This is a genomic window from Enterococcus saigonensis, from assembly GCF_011397115.1.
GTDB lineage: Bacteria > Bacillota > Bacilli > Lactobacillales > Enterococcaceae > Enterococcus_C > Enterococcus_C saigonensis.
In genome coordinates this window covers 339,816-357,409 of record NZ_AP022822.1, presented here as the reverse complement: position 1 = coordinate 357,409, position 17,594 = coordinate 339,816, and the positions used below count along the sequence as shown (strand labels likewise).

The following is a 17,594-nucleotide window of genomic DNA, read 5'->3' as shown; positions in this document are numbered from 1 at the left end:
TTTAACTTTCAAACCAGAGGACTTTTTGCTTGTACTGACAAAAAAACTTAACGAAATTTTCTTTTAAAAAATGAATTCACCTAGTGCACGCTCTTTATCTTATTTTGTCTTTTCTTCATGAACCACGTTATAAGACTGTACAAAATACCATTCACTAGCATCCCTATAATAAATATAGGAATAGTTGCCGATGTTAAAAAATTAATTTCTAAAATTTTATCAAACAACATTGCAGCAACATAAATTCCACCAATTGTAGTGGCTATCAGAAATACCCGCAATGGGTTAAGTGGTAAACAAACTTTAATTACCGCTAAATAGCTAATCCCAATTAATAGATAATACATTAAAGTAGTAACTTGTACTTGTGACCAATTTGCTTGCCTACTCAATAATTGTACCGTCAAAATATTCACAACTATTAATAAAGCATTCGGCAAAGCTGCTTGAAGTGCGGTAGGTAAAAACTTTCCAGTGACTTTCTTTTGATTCTCCTCAAAAGATAAAAAGAAAGAAGGGTACCCTTCAATTGCCAAGTCAATCAGTGTGATTTGAATCGGGAGGAAAGGAAACGCGCGGACGCTTAATAAACAAATAATAGATAATAAGAAAGAATAGATGGTTTTAATGAAAAAAATACCAGCAACTTTGGTCACATTGTTTACTACTCGTCGTCCTTCAAATAAGACTTCTGGTAAGGTGGTAAAATCTGAATCCAACAATACCAAATTGGCGATTTGACGCGTTGCGGCATCACCATCTGCCATTGCAATACTTACATCTGCTTCTCGCAGTGCCAAAATGTCATTGACACCATCACCTGTCATTGCCACCGTTCCACCGGCTTTTTTCAAAGCTTGAACTAGTAATTTCTTTTGTTGAGGAGTAACACGACCAAAAACGGTATAGTCTAATGCCGCTTGTCTTATCTCAGCATCAGTTTCACAAGTTGTTAAATCAATATATTTTTCGTAATGTAACAGTCCCGCTCGCTTAGCGATATTGGCGACAGTCACTGGATTATCACCTGAGATAACTTTTAACGCTACTCCTTCATGATCCAAATAGGCGAGTGTTTGGGCCGCATTATTTCGAATAATATCTTCAATTTCAATTACGGCAATTGCACGACGCGCCTCTTTTTCTTCTGAGGTTTTTGCTACTGCAATTATTAATACCCGTAGCCCTGCCTTTTGTGCTGTAAAAACTATCTCCGGAATATGCTCTTTTGCCAAGATACGTTCAGGGGCTCCCAAGTACACTGTTCCAATTGTCGCTAAATCCATTTTGCTCCACTTTCGTTCTGAAGAAAATGGGGTTACACGACTGGCAGTATAAAGGTTCTTTTCAGGAAAATAATTTCGCAAGGCTTGCATTGTTGCATTACAATCTGTGCTGTTTTTTAAGTAGCTCCCTATGATAGTCGGCAGTTGTACTTCGTATTCTTTTTGTAGACTGTGGAATTTTAAAACGCGCATATTTCCTTCTGTAATCGTCCCCGTCTTATCCAGGCAAAGCGTATCAACATGTGCCAGTGTTTCAATTGCATACATATCTTGAACCAAAATTCTCTTTTTGGCTAATTTGGTAACCCCTGTCGTTAGTGCGATACTAATTAATAAATCTTAATTGTCAAATTAAGTTAGACAAATCATCAATACTTACGTAACTCAAAAATACTTCCAAAGGTGTTCGATAATTCAGTGATTTTCTAGGAATATTATTTCGTTTCGATGCGACAGATTGAATAAAAGATTCATCTACTGAATTGAAATCCATAGATTTCAATAAACCATCTCTACGTAACAATCCGTTAGAATTCTCGTTTAGGCCTCTTTGAGACGGCGTTCCTGGATCAGCGAAATAAATGGCAATATCATTGGCATTACTGATCTGTTTCCAATTTGAAAATTCCTTTCCACAATCAAAAGTGATGGATTTGAATAGATTTTTCGGTACAGATTCAAACCAATGATTTAATTTGTTTTCAATATCAATCGCTTGTCTACCACACGGTTTCAATGTGATGATAACTTTTGATAATCGTTCAACTAAGGTAATTACAGCACTTTTATGTTTCAAACCTACGATAGTGTCACCTTCAAGGTGACCAAACTCATTTGAGAATTGGCTATAATCTTTTTCACGTTCATGAATAGAGCGACGGAAAGCTTGTTTTCCACGTCTTTCTTGATGTCCATTTGGTTTACGCTTGCCTTTCATCGGTAAGTCAGAAGGATTAAATAGCCCCTTTTTGAACATACGATAAATGGTACGAGCAGAACAACGAATAGGAAACGCTGCACGACCAACAATCACATCGGGTGTCCATCCTTGAACAACCTTTCTTTGAATATATTCTGATTGTTCCTCAGGTAAAACAAGCGGGCGTCTACCACAGTTTGATTTGTTTTTCTTATACTGTTGATAGTACTCTAAGGCTGATTTTCCTTGCTTGAAGAACAGGTATACTTTATGGATCGTTTGTCTTGAACGATTCAAGCAATGCGCAGTTTTCGCAACAGATTGATTTATTTTGAAATAAGACTCTATCATTACAAGTTCATCCGTTGTAAGATGGGTATAGGTCATTTGTACTCACTCCTTATAATTCTTTGGACGGAACTATTTTGAGTGTAGCACAAATGACTTTTTTAGTTGTCTAGCTTAATTTTACAATCGGCGAAAACTAAACCTTTAGGCAACATTCCCAAAACAGCTGCAACAGAAACCACCACTGCTTCTTTCATTCCGCTTGCACGCCAAATATAAGCTTCTAAAAACAGGAGTAGACCAAAAGGAATAATGACAAAACTAGTAAACTTTGTTACCTGACGAATTGCCCGAATTAATTCTGAGTTAAGCGGTTTATGCATTTTCGCTTCATTGGTTAATTTTACGGCATAATTATCTTTTCCCACATGGATAACTCGTGCGAATACTTCTCCACTAACTAAAAAACTTCCCGACAATAAGGTTTCCCCAGCCTGTTTAGCAATTAAATCGGCTTCTCCTGTCAACATTGCTTCATTAACTTCAGCAAAGCCACATATAACTTTTACATCAGAAGGAACTTGCTCTCCTGCAGTTATTTTGACCAAATCCTCTATGACCAACTCTGAAGTAGCTACCTTTATTTCAATCCCATCGCGAAAAACGCTCACCTGCTTTTTATTCACAATTGAAAGCTTTTGGACTAAATTACGGGCATGAATCTCTTGATAAATCCCAATTATGATATTGACTAAAATAATAATCAGATAAAACATATTGCTATAAGCGCCTACTAAAAAAAGACAAATCCCAATCAATAAATTTAAAAAATTAAATAATGTAACTAAATTATCGTAAAAGATGGCCCGTGTTGATTTGGCCGCGTTTTCAATAAAATTATTTTGTAATCCTTGTTCTTTTCGTAACTGCACCTCAGCTAAGCTTAGACCGTTCATCTTTTCCACAGCTGTAATCTCCTTTGAAAATTCTCTACAAAAAAAGATAACATAGGAGATTTTTATTTACTGAAATTCAATAAAAATATCAATTAGTTTATAAAAACTTTAAGAAAAATGACTAAATTCCAGAAGATTTAACCTTCACTTTCAAAAACCTCACATTTTGATAGCCGAAAAAGAAGAAAAATCATTATTTTTGCATAAATAAAAAGCTTCATTTGTACCAAACAATTTCTCTCATAAATATTGTGGTATAAATGAAACTTTATTATTTTTAGTATGTGTTGCTATACATCTTTAGGCAAATAGAAACTACGATTATCCATTCCAAAAATACGATCCGAATAATTTCCCGGTTGTGTTTGGCGCAAAGAAGTTAGCATCATTTGCATCGAAGCATCTAAATTGTCAATTTGATGTAAGATTTCAGCCTCCATAATACGTGGTCGAACAGGCGAGCCATATTCCAACAAACCGTGGTGTGCTAAAACCATGTGACGTAAAACGACAATATCTTCTTCGTTTTCATCAAATTTTAAAGCTATACAAGCTTTTGTAATTTCTTCATCTACCAACACCAAATGACCAACCAAATTTCCCACTAAAGTGTATTCCGTTGACATAGGCCCAGATAATTCCACGACTTTCCCTAAATCGTGTAAAATAACTCCCGCATATAACAACGATGGATTTAATTCCGGATATTCTTTGACGATTGCTTTGGCTAAACGCAGCATTGAAACTGTGTGATAGGCTAAACCACCAGCAAAAGCATGATGATTGCGTTTAGCTGCAGGATAGTCAAAAAATTCTTTTTGATATTTATTTAATAAAAAGCGAACAATCCGATTCCAATGAGGATTGATAATTTCAAATAAAGTTTGATTGATTTCTTCTTCCATCTCTTCTTTTTTAAGCGGTGCTCTTTCCATATATTGCGTGGGTTCACTAGGTTCATCAGCACGCGCTAATCGCAGATGAACAATTTTCACTTGTGGATTACCGTTATACAATTCACGTTTTCCTTGTAAGGCAACCACTTTGCCTGCTGCAAATTTATTAATTTCTTCTTCAGAAGCATCCCAAAACTTGCCGTCAATCGTACCAGACGTATCTTGAAAAGTAAATGCAATAAATTTTTTACCGTTTTTAGCTAACCGAACATCGGCATTTTTAATTAATAAAAAAGCTTGAAATTCTTCATCCACGGCTAAATCTTTTAATTTTTTCATGGCAATCTCCTCTTACTTCTTTTTTCTAGTCACAACTTGCAACAAAAAACTAATTTAACACAACAATTTTTTGTTGTAACTTCTCATAATAGCTTACCATTTCTACGTCAGAAGACAAACAAATCACTTGATAGTCTTGGGAAAATTCTTTTAACAAGACAGCTAATTGTTCTTTACGAATACTATCATAATGCAACCAGCCATCATCAATGATTAACGGACATAAAATTCTTTCCTGCAAGGATAAATAACCAAAGCGAACTGCCATAATCACTTGATCTTTAGTACCTGTGGAAAGTTCATAAATCTGCCAGTTTTGATTTTTAGTTTTGACAACTAATTCTCCTTCAATAAAATCCAAAGCTGTATAATTGTCTTTTGTCAAAATTTTTAAGTATTCACTGCTCTTTTGTAACAACTGCGGCAACTGTTTATCTGAAAGTTCTGTTGCTAAATCACCTAGTAAAGCTGCCAACAGTTTATTTTTTCCCCATTGGAGCGCCAGTTCATAAACCTTACTGTCTGCTTGCGTTAAGCTTTGACGTAACTCATCTAAAGTTCCATCACTTTGCATCTGTTCAATTTTTAATTGTGCGCTTTGTATACTACGGTTCACTTGGCGATCAGCTAGCTGTAATTCTTCTAGCTTCTTTTGTACTGTTGCTCTTTTCATTGCTAATTGTGTAGCGGTAATTTTTTTAGGAAATAAATTTTTTAGCCTTGCTGCAAGTTCTTGTTTTCGGGCTAAGTCACCCGCTTTTTGATGCATTTGTGCAATCCATAATGGAATTTCAGTAGGTTGCGTAATTCCTACACTACTAAGCAAATTCTGATTTTCTGCCACCAGTTGATCAAGTTGCTGTTGCAATTGTTGATTTTGACGAATCAATAAAGCCGCTGTGGGTTGTTCCTGCTGCAACTTCACTTCTTGCATCTCATCAGCAAAATTTTGTACTAATAATAAACGTTGTAAAATATCTTGTCCTTCTTGTGGCACCCATTTATCTAAAAATGAAAACCGTTGTAAAAAAGCGCCATACGCTTGATCTAATTGATCCAAACGTTGATCCACTGCCATCAGGGCATTATTTTTCACAAGATAATCTTCTGCAGCATTTTGCAATTGAACTAAAGCAACAGGTAAATCTTCCGGGTCTTTAAGCAAAGGTAATTGCGTTTGTAGGTGGTGCCAAATTTGTTCTTGCTTTTTCATCAATTGGTCCACAAATGTCATTTTGTGGCTTTCTTGCTGCTTATCTTTTGTTTTCACAGAGTGCTTTTTAGTCGTTTTTTTCTGGTAATTGTAAAGGGCGACCCCCACTGCAATGAGGGCAATTGCCCATAAGACAAAGCGGACATTTGTACTGAGGATACCACCAATCACAAAAATCACTGCAACAAAACTAGCAATAAGGGTAGGAAGAACAGCTCCGGTCTGCTGTTGAAAAAAAGAAGGGGTAGTAGAAAGTACCGGCTGTTGTTCTTTTTGCCACCGAACTTCTTGTTGCGCCTGCGTAATATCTGATGTAATGCTGTGATAGTCTTGGACTAAATTTTTAACTACACGAACTTTTTTCTGTGGATCTTCTCCCACGTTAAACTGATACGTATCTTCTAAAACCGTCACGGCTTCTATTAATTGCTGTTGCTCGCGTAGATGTGCTTGAAAATCGTCGGTTAAACGCACTGCAGTAACTTGATCTTGTAGCAAATTTTTAATCTCTATTTCATGTTCGAGATAAAATCGGTAACGATCAGTCAATCCATAAGATTCATTTAACGCGACCAATGCTTGTTTGCCTTCTGCTAAGCGGGTATTTAGCTGATTATATTGATTGTAAAATTCCTGTAGTTTCTCAGGTTGGGCTCCTAATTCATCGTTGGGATATTTTTTTTGTAAAACTTGCCACTCTTCATATTGGGGAAAGCTATTTTCTTTTTCTTTTAGGACTAAATATTCTTGCTGCGCTTGTTTTAATTTTTCTGTTAATTCTTGTTGCAGTAATTCATCTTTTTGTTTGCCGGCTAAAAGATCGGTAATGGCGGCTTCCTTTGTTTCTTGTTGCGAAACTTGTTGGGCAATTTTTTCCCGTTCTTTTAAAGCCTTGTTTAAAGCCTGTCGCTGTCCTCTGACTTTAAATATTTTTTGTTCGTTCTCGTTATAGGTCTGTTGCTTTTCTAATAATTTTTTGCTCCCAGTAATTCCCAATGAAATTAAAGCATCGTGCAGTGGTTTTTCTTGTAGGCGCTCTATTTGCGCCAATTGTTCTTGTTGAAAAGTAAAAACTTCTTCAAACAATTCCCGATTTAAAGGTGCAATCAATTGATTTAAAAGCGTATCATCTCCAGTCTGCTGTCTTAAGTAAACTTTTGCTTTCCCCCGATTCACTTGTTTAAAGCGTTCGATTGTCACTTCACCTTGCACAGGGAGTGTTATTACTAAACGCCCACCATAACTCGTACCATCTAAAGGTTCAAAATCACGTTTTCTTCCTCTTTTTAAAGGAAAGCCAAATAACATCGCCATAATAAACTGATACAAAGTCGACTTACCCGCCTCATTTGCACCGTAAAACAATTGATTGCCACTCGTAAAATCAATTGTTTGATTACGATATTTACCAAACCCGGTAATTTCAGCTCTTAGAATTCGCATTACTTTTGCCCCCATTCAAATTGCTGATCTAATTCTTCGGTGACTTGTTCCAACACTTCTTGGCAAAATTCATCGTCTTCCAACAAAGCTGCGGTAATTTTATTTGTAGCAAGATCGGCTAAAACTTCTTTAAAAATTTCGCTGTGGCTAAATTCTTGTAACAATTGTTTTTTTAATAAATCACTTGCAGGTAATGAAATCTTTGCTTTTGTTTCTTGTACTGCCAATTTATGAACAAAAATTTGTGCAGGCCATTGTTGATTTAATAAATCTTGCAGCTGACCATTTACAATCATATCGGCAAAATTAACCAAGTGTTGTGTTTCTGTCAATGTAATTTCGAGCAACCTCGTCTGCGCTGTTGCCAGCGGTGTCAATTGTTCTTTTAAATAATTTAAGACTGTTGCATTATTCTCACAGTGGGCTAAGGAAATTACGCTTTTTTGCCAACGCACTGCAGCAACAGGAATTTCCTTTAAATTGACTTTATCCCCTGACAAATCCACTAAGAGAACATTACCCAAATCAAGCTCTTTTTTCGTATGCCCTTGTGGTGTTCCTGGATAAATAATTTCTTCACTTAATTGCGTCGGTTGATGAATGTGTCCCAATGCCCAATAATCATAATTTTTACTTTTCAATTCACTAAGGTTAAACGGTGCAAAGTTGGCATCTTGAACATCCCCATGATAAAGTCCAATATGATAGTCAACTTGTGAATTGCGCATGGGAAATTCTTGGGTCATGGATTTATGCAAATATTGCTGACGATAGCTAAACCCCGATACCGCATAACGTTCCCCCGCTTGCGTAGTCGCAATAAAGCTTTTCACTTTTTCTTCTTCAAACAATACTACATTTTTAGGAAATGAAAACCAGTAACGATTCTCATCATAATAATCGTGATTACCAAAAATTAAATATACCGGGATTTCCACCTGTTCTAATCGCTGAAATTGCTGCATTAATAACTGCTGATTTTTCAAAGATGGATTCTTTTGATGAAAGGTATCTCCAGCAAAAATGACAAAATCCACGTTTTGATTAATAGCGCTGGTAATAATATTTTTTAAAGTTTTTTCATTCGCTTGATTTAACTTTTTTAAAAAATCAGCTGGAAGTTCTTTTGGGACTCCCTCAAAAGTGCGGTCAAAATGCAAATCAGCAACATGGATAAAGCGCATGATAACGCCCTCCTTATTTCATAATTTCACTTCATATTTCAAATAAAGAAGTTGTTTACAGATTTTAAAGCACCCTAATTCATTTGGTAAAAAAACTGTAAATTCCTTTATATCATAACATTTCTCCCGTGTTCCGTCACCCATAATACGAAAACTTGTTCGCCTTTTGTCATTAAAAGAAGTACATAAAAAAAAGCTGTCATTTTTTTAATGGTGTTTAGCTGAATGATGTAAAACTAGCTTAAATTTCTTTTTAATCTATTGCGTTACTGCTTTTACATGGTACAAAATGTGAATCAAAATAAACAACCTTGTAACAAATAGTATCACTTCACTACTTGCTACAAGATTGTTTGACTTATTTTTCTTATTTATTTTGTTTTTATAGCATCTTCTGCTAATAATAAACAACCTGTGATGCCACTTTCATTTGGTAAACCCCAACGGACAATATATTCACTAACTGGCGGTGTTTCCACATAACCGGCGACTTGCTCCACAAAACTTTGTCTAATTTTCATTAATAAATGATCTTGGTTCATCACACCACCACCTAAAATAATTCGTTCTGGTGCTAATGTTAAAACATAACTCATTAATGCTTGCGCAATATAATACGCTTGGATTTCCCAAATTGGATGATCTTCTGGTAAATCTTGACCTTTAATGCCAGTTCTTGCTTCAAGACTTGGTCCTGCTGCTAGACCTTCTAAACAGTCCTTATGATACGGACACTTTCCTTCATATTCATCATCCGGATGACGTTTTACATGCACATGTCCCATTTCTGGATGATTGATTCCAGAGAAGATTTTACCATCAATTACAACACCGCCCCCGATTCCTGTACCTACTGTTAAGTAAATACAGCTATTTTTACCTTGAGCTGCTCCTTTTTTTAGTTCACCATATGCTGCTGCATTGACATCTGTCGTCCAGACAAAAGGAATATCGTATTTTTCTTTCATTTGACCTAAGAAATCAAACTCAGACCACCCTGGTTTTGGTGTTGCCAAGATATAGCCATAATTATCTTTATCCTCATTAATTCCAATCGGTCCAAATGATCCAATGCCCATTGCACTGATTTCATATTGATCAAAAAAATCAAACGTGGCTTGTAAAGTTTCTGCCGGGGTGGTTGTAGGAATACTCGTTTTTGCCACAATATTTTGTTGCTCATCACTGACAGCACAGATAAATTTTGTCCCGCCTGCTTCAATACCACCGTAATACATTTTACATCCTCCTAATTTGAAATTGGTGCACGTATTTTACCATTATCAAAAAGCGTGAACCTTGTCTCAATTTTCTTTTAAAAAAAATATTAAATTTGATATATCAATTTATAAAATGATTATACTTTGATAATCACTACATGTCTACGCTTTCAAAAGATATTTTTAATTCTGTAAGAGCAAAAAATAATATGCTATCATACTAATTGAATATATCAAAAAATAGAAGTAGATAGGAGGTAGCAAACGTGAGCCAGCCGCTCTATCAAAAAATAAAAAACGATTTAAAAGCGCAAATTCTAATTGGAAAACTTCCTTCAGGTAATAAATTACCTACCGAAAAAGAACTTTCTGACATATATCACGTCAGTCGGATTACAGCCAAGCGAGCATTAACTGACTTGGAACAAGAAGGTTTAATCAAACGTATTCAAGGTAGCGGGAGCTTTGTCAAAGAACTTCCAGAAAAGCGGACACAACCACGTCGAATTCTATTAATTTTACCATTAGAAGAAAGCACAGAACTCTCCATTGCCCCTTTGAGCGAAGGAGTTATGAATGTTTTACAGGCTAAAAAAATAGATGTACTCTTAACTAATTTTGATTTTTTAACTCATCGTACTGCAACTGACATAACAACAGAATTTGATGGATTAATTTACTACGCTCGTAATCAAGAAGCACATTTAGATTTACTTATTTCTCTGGCTTTACAGTCTTTTCCTACTATTATTTTGGATAAAAAAATCCCCGACTTACCTTTTGCTGCGGTTACTGCAGACAATGAAGTAGGGGGATATCTTGCGACCAAACACTTACTACAATTAGGACATCAAAAAATTGCCTATTATTTTGGAGATAAAAACCATCCTCAATCAACGCGGCAACGCTACTTTGGGTATTTTCGGGCCTTAACAGAAGAAAAAGTAATTTTCCATACTCATTTAGAGGATACTTATTTAACCGGGGCTGGCCTTAATCATTATTTACGGGAAAACAAAATAACAGCCTTAGTCTGTGAAAATGATTTGTTTGCACTACGCGCAATTCAACAGCTGCGCCAACAAAATTGGCATATCCCCGCTGAATTATCAGTCTCAGGCTTTGATGATACACAAGCAGCACGTTTTTTTGATCCTGCTTTAACCACTGTTTTTCAGGATTTTAGTAGGATTGGTCAAAATGCTGCAAAACTGTTATTGGCCTGGCTGCAAGAAGAAAAAATCCCTGGAGATACTAAAATTCCAGTAAAATTAATTCCCCGAGATTCCACAAGATCACTTAAAGGAGAAAATTATGAAAATTGATTGGAGCAAGCAGGAAAAAACACTATATACTGCAAAAAAACCAACTATAATCACAATTCCATCACAACAATTTATCACTTTAACAGGCTGTGGCAATCCCAATGATTCCTTGTTTACAAAAAAGATTAGCGCACTTTTTCCAATTGCCTATGGTATTAAAATGGCCATAAAAAAAGGCGCTCTAGGCGAGTCAATTGATTATCGCGTTTATCCCTTGGAAGGTGTTTGGACTACCACTGATGGATCAAAAGGCGAAAATCTAAATAAAGATGCTTTAAAATATAAAATTATGCTCCGCCAACCCGGGTTTGTAACAGAAGACTTTTTCAATGCGATTAAGACAAAAACCTTAATCAAAAAAGAAAATCCTTATTTTGACGATGTGAAATGGGAAGTCTATGAAGAAGGACAAGTTTTACAAATGATCCATACTGGTACCTTTGATACAGAAACCAAAACATTTAATCAGATGGAGAACTTTCTAGCTGAAAACAAGTTAACTAAGACCGTGATGATGGGTGATTACTGGCACCGAGAAATCTACCTAAACGATTTTCGTCGAACACAACCAGAAAAATTACAAACATTATTGCGTTATAAAATTAAAGCATAGTTATCAATTTATTTAAGGACACGCATAAAAAATAGGATGAGGCTAGCCCCATCCTATTTTTTAATTATATAATTCATGAACAGGGCCCATGATAATGCGGTTTAAGTCATTGACAACAGCACTAAAAGCTTGTTCTTTTTGCATTAATTCATTAATTAAGTCTTCCTTTTGTACTTTTTCAGCTAATTCTTGCGCTTTTTTTGCATCCTCTTCGGAAATTTCTTCACCTGACATCATTTTTTCATGCAAACCTTGTTGCAATTGTTGGAATTCTTGAAATAAAGCATGTGCTTCTTGATTTTCTTTCAAGCGATCAAAAGATGCTTTTAAGTCGCCAAATTGTTGCGATTCACGAATTTCTCGTTCTAATTGATTTGCTGTATCATAAATATTTGCCATGATTTGTAACCTCGCTTTTATTTGATATGCTTTATTGTAACATAAAAAAATTAGTTACCATTTAGTTTACCCCAAATATCTTGAAAGACCCGTTTTGCACCTTCTTTTACTTTACCACCGATTTCACTTAAACCATCTTTTGCTTTTTCTGCGAAATCATCGACCGTTTTGCTCCAATCGTTTTCACTACTTTGATCACGATTGACTTCATCAGCAGCGACAACTTTTCCATTCGTTTGATAAGCGTCGGCTACGGCAAAACCAGACTCCTTGACATGAGGCAAAATATTAGCCGCTTCAGCTTGAAAAATTTTACCAACTACATCGCCACTCGTACCCGATAAATAATGATCCTTGCTACTTTGTTCAAATCCTAACCAAGTCGCAATTACCACATTTGGCGTATAGCCTACAATCCATTGATCGTTAGCTTTACTAGAATCAAAGTTCGTTTCTGTTGTTCCTGTTTTACCTGCCATTGTATACCCAGGATTGGCTTGGGCAGCAGTCCCATTTGAAAATGTTCCCAATAACATACTTGTCATCTGATTGGCTGTTTCTTCTGAGATAACACGTTTGCCTTTTGGCTTAGTATTGTCGACAATAACGGTACCTTTAGAATCTACAATCTTAGTGATAACATGTGGCGTGTAAAGTTGTCCCCCATTGGCAAAAACACCATACGCTGCAGCCATAGTCATTGGGGATTCTCCTTTTTCTAGACCACCTAAGGCAACCCCACCCCAATATTTGTCTTTTTCTGTTAGTGAAAGACCAAATTCTTGTGCCTTTTTGAATCCTTTATCAATCCCAATTTCATGAAGTAACCAAACAGCCGGTGCATTCAAACTCCAAGCCACCGATTGATACATCGGCACCTCACCGGAATAGGTACCATCATAATTTTTTACATCATAAAATTTCAGTTTTTCATCTTTTAAAATACTATCTGGTTTATATCCTGCTTCTAGTGCCGGTGTATAGACACTAATTGGCTTAATCGTCGAACCAGGTGAACGCTTCATCTGAGTAGCAAAGTTAAAGCCTCGAAAAGTATGCTCTCCTCGTCTCCCCACTAATGCTCGAATTCCGCCGGTATTTGGATCCATTGAAACTGAACCTGACTGTGGCATAGCGCCATCAGTAGCATTAGCTGGAAAATTATTGGCATTCTCATAAACGTTTTGCATCTGAATTTGTTGTTGTTGATCCAACGTCGTATAAACTTTATAACCCTTTGTTAAAATATCAGAGTCGTCAATATCATATTTTGCTTCTGCCTCATCTAAGATAGCATCAATAAAGTAAGGATAATTATTTCCACTATCTTCATTATCATACGCATCATATAAGGAATCTGCTATATTGGTTTGTTCAACTTGTTTTTCCTGTTCTTTGGTGATCTTCCCATTATCTACCATTACACTTAAAACAACATTTCGGCGCTGATTAGCTAAATCAGGGTGGTCAATTGGATTATAAATGTTAGGTCCTTTTAACATCCCAGCTAGTGTTGCCGCTTCACTTAATTCCAGTTCACTGGCATTAACGCCAAAGTATTTCTTAGAAGCGTCCTGCACACCCCACACACCATTACCAAAATAAGCGTTGTTCAAATACATCGTTAAAATTTGGTCTTTGGTGTACTTTTTTTCAATCTCAATCGCCAAGAAAAGTTCTTTTGCTTTACGACTAAAAGTCTGATCCAAAGTTAAATAAGCATTTTTAGCTAATTGTTGGGTAATGGTACTCCCACCGCCTCCGGAAGTGTTGCGATTAATCACTGCTCTAACTGCTGCCCGAGCAATCCCTTTTATATCAAATCCATGGTGATGATAAAAATTACGATCTTCTGTTGAAACTACGGCATTAACAATATTAGGAGAAATTTTGTCAATTTCAACATACGTCCCCTTACCAGAACTTAATTTCCCAGCAGTATCGCCATCTTTATCATAAATGACTGTCGTGTTCTTCAAATCTGATTGCAGACGGTCAACATCGACTTGTTTGGATAAGTAAAATAAGTAACTGCTAGTCACTAGAACTGCGACCAAACCTAACAGGATAATAATTTTATTCACATGATATTTTTTCCATACCCGTTTACGCCAGTGATGCAATTGCTGTAAATAAGGCTTCAGCCATTGCCAAAAAGATAATAGCGCCTCTTTAATTTTTTTCCAAATTTCTTTTGCGTCCATAACAATCTCCACTCATTTAATTTGTGTCAGTTTAACAGGAAAGTCTCGCGCTGACCTGCGTCTTTAGACTGAAAATAGCATATTTAACTAAATCTAGCACATTTTAGCAAAGAAAATGCAGTAATTCGTTACATTTTTCTTAAATATCTTTTAAAATAAAGCATAGTTTAAGAAATATGAAAAGAGGACTGCGATGGAATACGCGATAACACTACCTAAAAATCAAAAAGAGATGACGATTCGTGAACTATTAGAAAAAGAATGGTTAGTTCCTAGAAAAGTCCGTCATTTTTTACGTACCCGAAAAAATGTCCGCAAAAACGGAGAATTTGTCATGTTTCATGAACATTGTCGAGCTGGCGATATCATTACCCTAGTTATTGAGCCCACTGATTACGTCTATCAAACAGTTGCTTTAGGCAATAAAAATAAAATCTCAGTTTTATATGAAGATGAGCATTTGATTGTGGTGAATAAACCAACTGGTGTAAAAACACATCCCAATCAGCCCCAAGAAATCGATACACTTCTAAATGATTTAGCCGCCTACTTAGCCGTTAAAAATCAGCGTCCCTATGTTGTTCATCGTTTAGACAAAGAGACTAGCGGTGCTATATTATTTGCTAAAAATCCATTAGTACTTCCTATTTTAGGTCGATTATTGGAACAAAAAAGTATTTACCGCCGCTATCAAGCTGTAGTTGCCGGCAATTTAGACCATGATTTAACTATTACGAAAAAAATTGGTCGTGATCGTCACGATCGCCGTAAGCGGATTGTTGATGAACGAAATGGACAAACAGCTATCACTCACATAACCGTTCATCACGGAGGAAAAAAAAGTCAAGTTTATTGTCAGTTAGAGACAGGGCGTACTCATCAAATTCGGGTCCACTTAAAAAGTATTGGTCATCCCATTATTGGCGACCCATTATATGGTTCGATAAAAGCACCACGTTTAATGCTGCATGCGAGTGAAATGCATATCGAACACCCTTTTTCTAAAGAAAAATTAATTATTACCGCCACCCCAGGTTTATGGTAGTAAGAAAAGCAAAATGAATACATCCTATTTTACTAGCAAAATACCCAACAACCTTCAGAAAAAATTTTCCCCTGAGAGTTGTTGGGTATTTTAATTTTACTTTATTAAGCAGCACCAATTAAAGGCGCAGGATCAACAAAGCCCTCCCACATACCTGTTGCAACACCAAAGTGTAAATGAACACCAGTGGAGTTTCCTGTGGTTCCCATACCACCAATTCGTTGACCGACACTCACATTAGCACCATTACTTACTTCAATTGTTGTTAAATGAAAGTAATACGTGTAATAGCCGTTGTCATGTTTTACAATCACATGATTGCCACAACTAGCATCAAAACCAGCTTCTATTACAACACCATCTCGCGCTGCCATCACTGTTTGGCCAGTAGAACCGGTTAAATCAATGCCATCGTGATGTTCTGTCCCGCCACCTAAAGGCATTTGACGCCAGCCAAAAGGACTGCTGACATTTAAACTCCCTTCTATTGGTGCAGCAAAACCTGTTTGCGCTACTTTAGCCGCTTTTTCTTCTTCTGCTTTAACTTTTGCAGCAAGTTTTTCAATTGTGGCTTTTTTTACTACGATTGCTTTTTCAACAGCTGCCTGTTCTTGGCCTAAATTTGTTGCGTTGGCCGTTAATTCTTGCTTGCTCTGTTTTAATTGTGTTAATTTTCCTTGCAATGAGGCAACTTCAATGCGTTGATTACTTTGTTCTTCTTTTAATTTTGTTACTTGCACTTCAATTTGTTCTTTTCCTTGTAATCCACTTAATAAATCAAGGGAAGAACTTAAAAAAGAGGCTGCCACTTCTGCTTGTTGTGCTTCTTTTTGGATCAAGGCTTCTTTTATATCTGCTAATTTTTCAACTTCTTTATCTAATTGTTGCACTAAAGCAGCTTGTGTTTCTTCATTTATTTTAAGTTGGGATTGTACATCTTTGATTTGTGATTTAAAATCATTTATTTTTGCTTCACTTTGTGTCACATCAGCTGTTACTGTTGCTAATTTATCACTTGTTTCAGAAGCAAAAGCAGTTGCAGAAAAAAATAAACTTCCGAGAAGTGAAAGTGTTAAAATTGTTTTTTTGAGTTTCAATTAATGACCCCTTTTCGTTTTTTTGACTTGCTTAATTTAGCATGATTTTTCATGAAAAGGATGACAGCCAACTTACAGTTTTATTGCAATGGGTGCGTATTTTCACAACAGATGCGCTTTCATTTACAACGAGATTTCTATATTTCAGCTAAATTACATAAAGTATAATTTTTTCATAAAGAGATTATGTTTTTGCAAAATATTTCTTTTTTTGACAACAAAAAAAGTGTCACATCTGCAAGTGACACCTTACTTTCATTGGTTACTTTTTAACTTTTACTTAAGACAGCTAACTCTTCAGATGTTAACGGTCTATATTCTCCTAAGGCTAACGCCTTATCCAAGCTAACGCCGCCGATACGATCGCGTCTTAAATACACGACTTTTTTGCCAACAGCTTGAACCATTCTTTTTACTTGATGGAACTTTCCTTCGTGAATAATTAATGAAATTTCTGAAGTCTCACTTTCTTCATCAACTTTTAAAATCGTCAACTCTCCTGGTAGCGCTACTTCTCCTTTGTCTAATAACAACCCTCTAGCAAAAGCTGCACTATCTTCTCCACTCATGATACCCGCAACTTTGGCAAAATATTCTTTTTCCACATGATTTTTAGGCGAGAGTAAATGATGTGCCAATTTTCCATCGTTACTTAACAAAACAAAGCCCTCTGTATCCTTATCCAAACGGCCCACTGGAAATAAATCAGACCGAAAATCTGCTGCTTGTAACAAATCAACCACTGTCTGATGTTGCTGATCTCTTGTAGCAGAAATAACTCCTGCTGGTTTGTTTAACATATAATAGAAAAATTCTTGATACTCAATTTTTTCACCATCAAAGAAAATTTCGTCAATCTCTGGATTCACCTGAAATTTATCTTGTTTTACTGTAATGTGATTAACTTGAACTAAGCCTTTTTTTATATAGTTTTTCACTTCTTTGCGACTACCAACTTGCATATCTGCCAAAAACTTATCTAAACGCATGACTCCTCCTTGTTATCCTATCTAACAATATTTTTATCATCATACTTGAAACACACCCTAAAAATAGAAGCATCTTCACTACCTTCTGCTTAATAATTCTACCAACTTATTATACAGTAAATACGAAGCAAGAAGATGAAAAGAAGTTTTCCCATACACCCAATGTGCATGATTTTCA

12 protein-coding genes and 2 pseudogenes are annotated in these 17,594 nt (G+C 36.0%); 3 read left to right on the top strand and 11 right to left on the bottom strand.

Annotated elements, in window-relative coordinates:
* Window positions 1-80: 80 nt before the first annotated feature.
* The 7 genes and pseudogenes from EsVE80_RS01615 to EsVE80_RS01585 form a co-directional block, all read right to left on the bottom strand.
* Window positions 81-1,622, bottom strand: a pseudogene (locus tag EsVE80_RS01615) (HAD-IC family P-type ATPase); the annotation flags it as partial.
* Window positions 1,623-1,632: 10 nt separating this feature from the next.
* Window positions 1,633-2,592, bottom strand: a complete 960-nt coding sequence (locus EsVE80_RS01610) for an IS30 family transposase (protein WP_000222573.1) — start codon at window positions 2,590-2,592, stop codon at window positions 1,633-1,635.
* Between the two features lie 95 nt (window positions 2,593-2,687).
* Window positions 2,688-3,449: pseudogene (locus EsVE80_RS01605) on the bottom strand (P-type ATPase); the annotation flags it as partial.
* Window positions 3,450-3,739: 290 nt separating this feature from the next.
* Window positions 3,740-4,684 (bottom strand): 3'-5' exoribonuclease YhaM family protein, encoded by a 945-nt coding sequence (locus EsVE80_RS01600; protein ID WP_173102158.1) that lies wholly within the window; start codon window positions 4,682-4,684, stop codon window positions 3,740-3,742.
* A gap of 49 nt (window positions 4,685-4,733) precedes the next feature.
* A complete protein-coding gene (locus tag EsVE80_RS01595) occupies window positions 4,734-7,340 on the bottom strand; it encodes an AAA family ATPase (protein WP_173102157.1) in 2,607 nt (868 codons plus the stop codon).
* The gene (locus tag EsVE80_RS01590; RefSeq protein WP_173102156.1) at window positions 7,340-8,524 is read right to left on the bottom strand and encodes a metallophosphoesterase family protein; all 1,185 of its coding nucleotides are present in this window, start codon (window positions 8,522-8,524) and stop codon (window positions 7,340-7,342) included. The genes EsVE80_RS01595 and EsVE80_RS01590 overlap by 1 nt, the downstream gene beginning before the upstream one ends.
* Window positions 8,525-8,895: 371 nt before the next feature.
* A complete protein-coding gene (locus EsVE80_RS01585) occupies window positions 8,896-9,762 on the bottom strand; it encodes an ROK family protein (RefSeq protein ID WP_173102155.1) in 867 nt (288 codons plus the stop codon).
* 248 nt (window positions 9,763-10,010) lie between these two features.
* Between EsVE80_RS01585 and EsVE80_RS01580 the strand changes: the two genes are divergently transcribed.
* Window positions 10,011-11,069, top strand: coding sequence for a GntR family transcriptional regulator (locus EsVE80_RS01580; RefSeq protein ID WP_173102154.1), 1,059 nt, complete (start codon window positions 10,011-10,013; stop codon window positions 11,067-11,069).
* Window positions 11,059-11,682, top strand: coding sequence for a GyrI-like domain-containing protein (locus EsVE80_RS01575; RefSeq protein ID WP_173102153.1), 624 nt, complete (start codon window positions 11,059-11,061; stop codon window positions 11,680-11,682). The genes EsVE80_RS01580 and EsVE80_RS01575 overlap by 11 nt, the downstream gene beginning before the upstream one ends.
* Window positions 11,683-11,742: 60 nt before the next feature.
* On the opposite strand, the gene EsVE80_RS01570 is transcribed toward EsVE80_RS01575, so the two are convergent.
* Both EsVE80_RS01570 and EsVE80_RS01565 read right to left on the bottom strand, forming a co-directional pair.
* Window positions 11,743-12,081, bottom strand: coding sequence for a YlbF family regulator (locus EsVE80_RS01570; RefSeq protein ID WP_173102152.1), 339 nt, complete (start codon window positions 12,079-12,081; stop codon window positions 11,743-11,745).
* A 50-nt stretch (window positions 12,082-12,131) separates the two neighbouring features.
* Window positions 12,132-14,285, bottom strand: coding sequence for a PBP1A family penicillin-binding protein (locus EsVE80_RS01565; RefSeq protein ID WP_173102151.1), 2,154 nt, complete (start codon window positions 14,283-14,285; stop codon window positions 12,132-12,134).
* 193 nt (window positions 14,286-14,478) lie between these two features.
* Between EsVE80_RS01565 and EsVE80_RS01560 the strand changes: the two genes are divergently transcribed.
* Entirely contained in the window at window positions 14,479-15,330 is an 852-nt protein-coding gene (locus EsVE80_RS01560) for an RluA family pseudouridine synthase (protein WP_173102150.1), read from the top strand.
* Between the two features lie 104 nt (window positions 15,331-15,434).
* Here the strand turns inward: EsVE80_RS01560 and EsVE80_RS01555 are convergent, their stop codons facing one another.
* The gene (locus EsVE80_RS01555; RefSeq protein ID WP_173102149.1) at window positions 15,435-16,427 is read right to left on the bottom strand and encodes a peptidoglycan DD-metalloendopeptidase family protein; all 993 of its coding nucleotides are present in this window, start codon (window positions 16,425-16,427) and stop codon (window positions 15,435-15,437) included.
* A 269-nt stretch (window positions 16,428-16,696) separates the two neighbouring features.
* Window positions 16,697-17,416: a pseudouridine synthase gene (locus EsVE80_RS01550; RefSeq protein ID WP_173102148.1), complete on the bottom strand. Its 720-nt coding sequence runs from the start codon at window positions 17,414-17,416 to the stop codon at window positions 16,697-16,699.
* Window positions 17,417-17,594: the final 178 nt, after the last annotated feature.

Excerpts from the sequence above, each read along its gene's own strand:
- EsVE80_RS01610 (WP_000222573.1), bottom strand. The coding sequence starts at position 2,592 with ATGACCTATACCCATCTTACAACGGATGAACTTGTAATGATAGAGTCT.
- EsVE80_RS01600 (WP_173102158.1), bottom strand. The coding sequence starts at position 4,684 with ATGAAAAAATTAAAAGATTTAGCCGTGGATGAAGAATTTCAAGCTTTT.
- EsVE80_RS01595 (WP_173102157.1), bottom strand. The coding sequence starts at position 7,340 with ATGCGAATTCTAAGAGCTGAAATTACCGGGTTTGGTAAATATCGTAAT.
- EsVE80_RS01590 (WP_173102156.1), bottom strand. The coding sequence starts at position 8,524 with ATGCGCTTTATCCATGTTGCTGATTTGCATTTTGACCGCACTTTTGAG.
- EsVE80_RS01585 (WP_173102155.1), bottom strand. The coding sequence starts at position 9,762 with ATGTATTACGGTGGTATTGAAGCAGGCGGGACAAAATTTATCTGTGCT.
- EsVE80_RS01575 (WP_173102153.1), top strand. The coding sequence starts at position 11,059 with ATGAAAATTGATTGGAGCAAGCAGGAAAAAACACTATATACTGCAAAA.
- EsVE80_RS01570 (WP_173102152.1), bottom strand. The coding sequence starts at position 12,081 with ATGGCAAATATTTATGATACAGCAAATCAATTAGAACGAGAAATTCGT.
- EsVE80_RS01565 (WP_173102151.1), bottom strand. The coding sequence starts at position 14,285 with ATGGACGCAAAAGAAATTTGGAAAAAAATTAAAGAGGCGCTATTATCT.
- EsVE80_RS01560 (WP_173102150.1), top strand. The coding sequence starts at position 14,479 with ATGGAATACGCGATAACACTACCTAAAAATCAAAAAGAGATGACGATT.
- EsVE80_RS01550 (WP_173102148.1), bottom strand. The coding sequence starts at position 17,416 with ATGCGTTTAGATAAGTTTTTGGCAGATATGCAAGTTGGTAGTCGCAAA.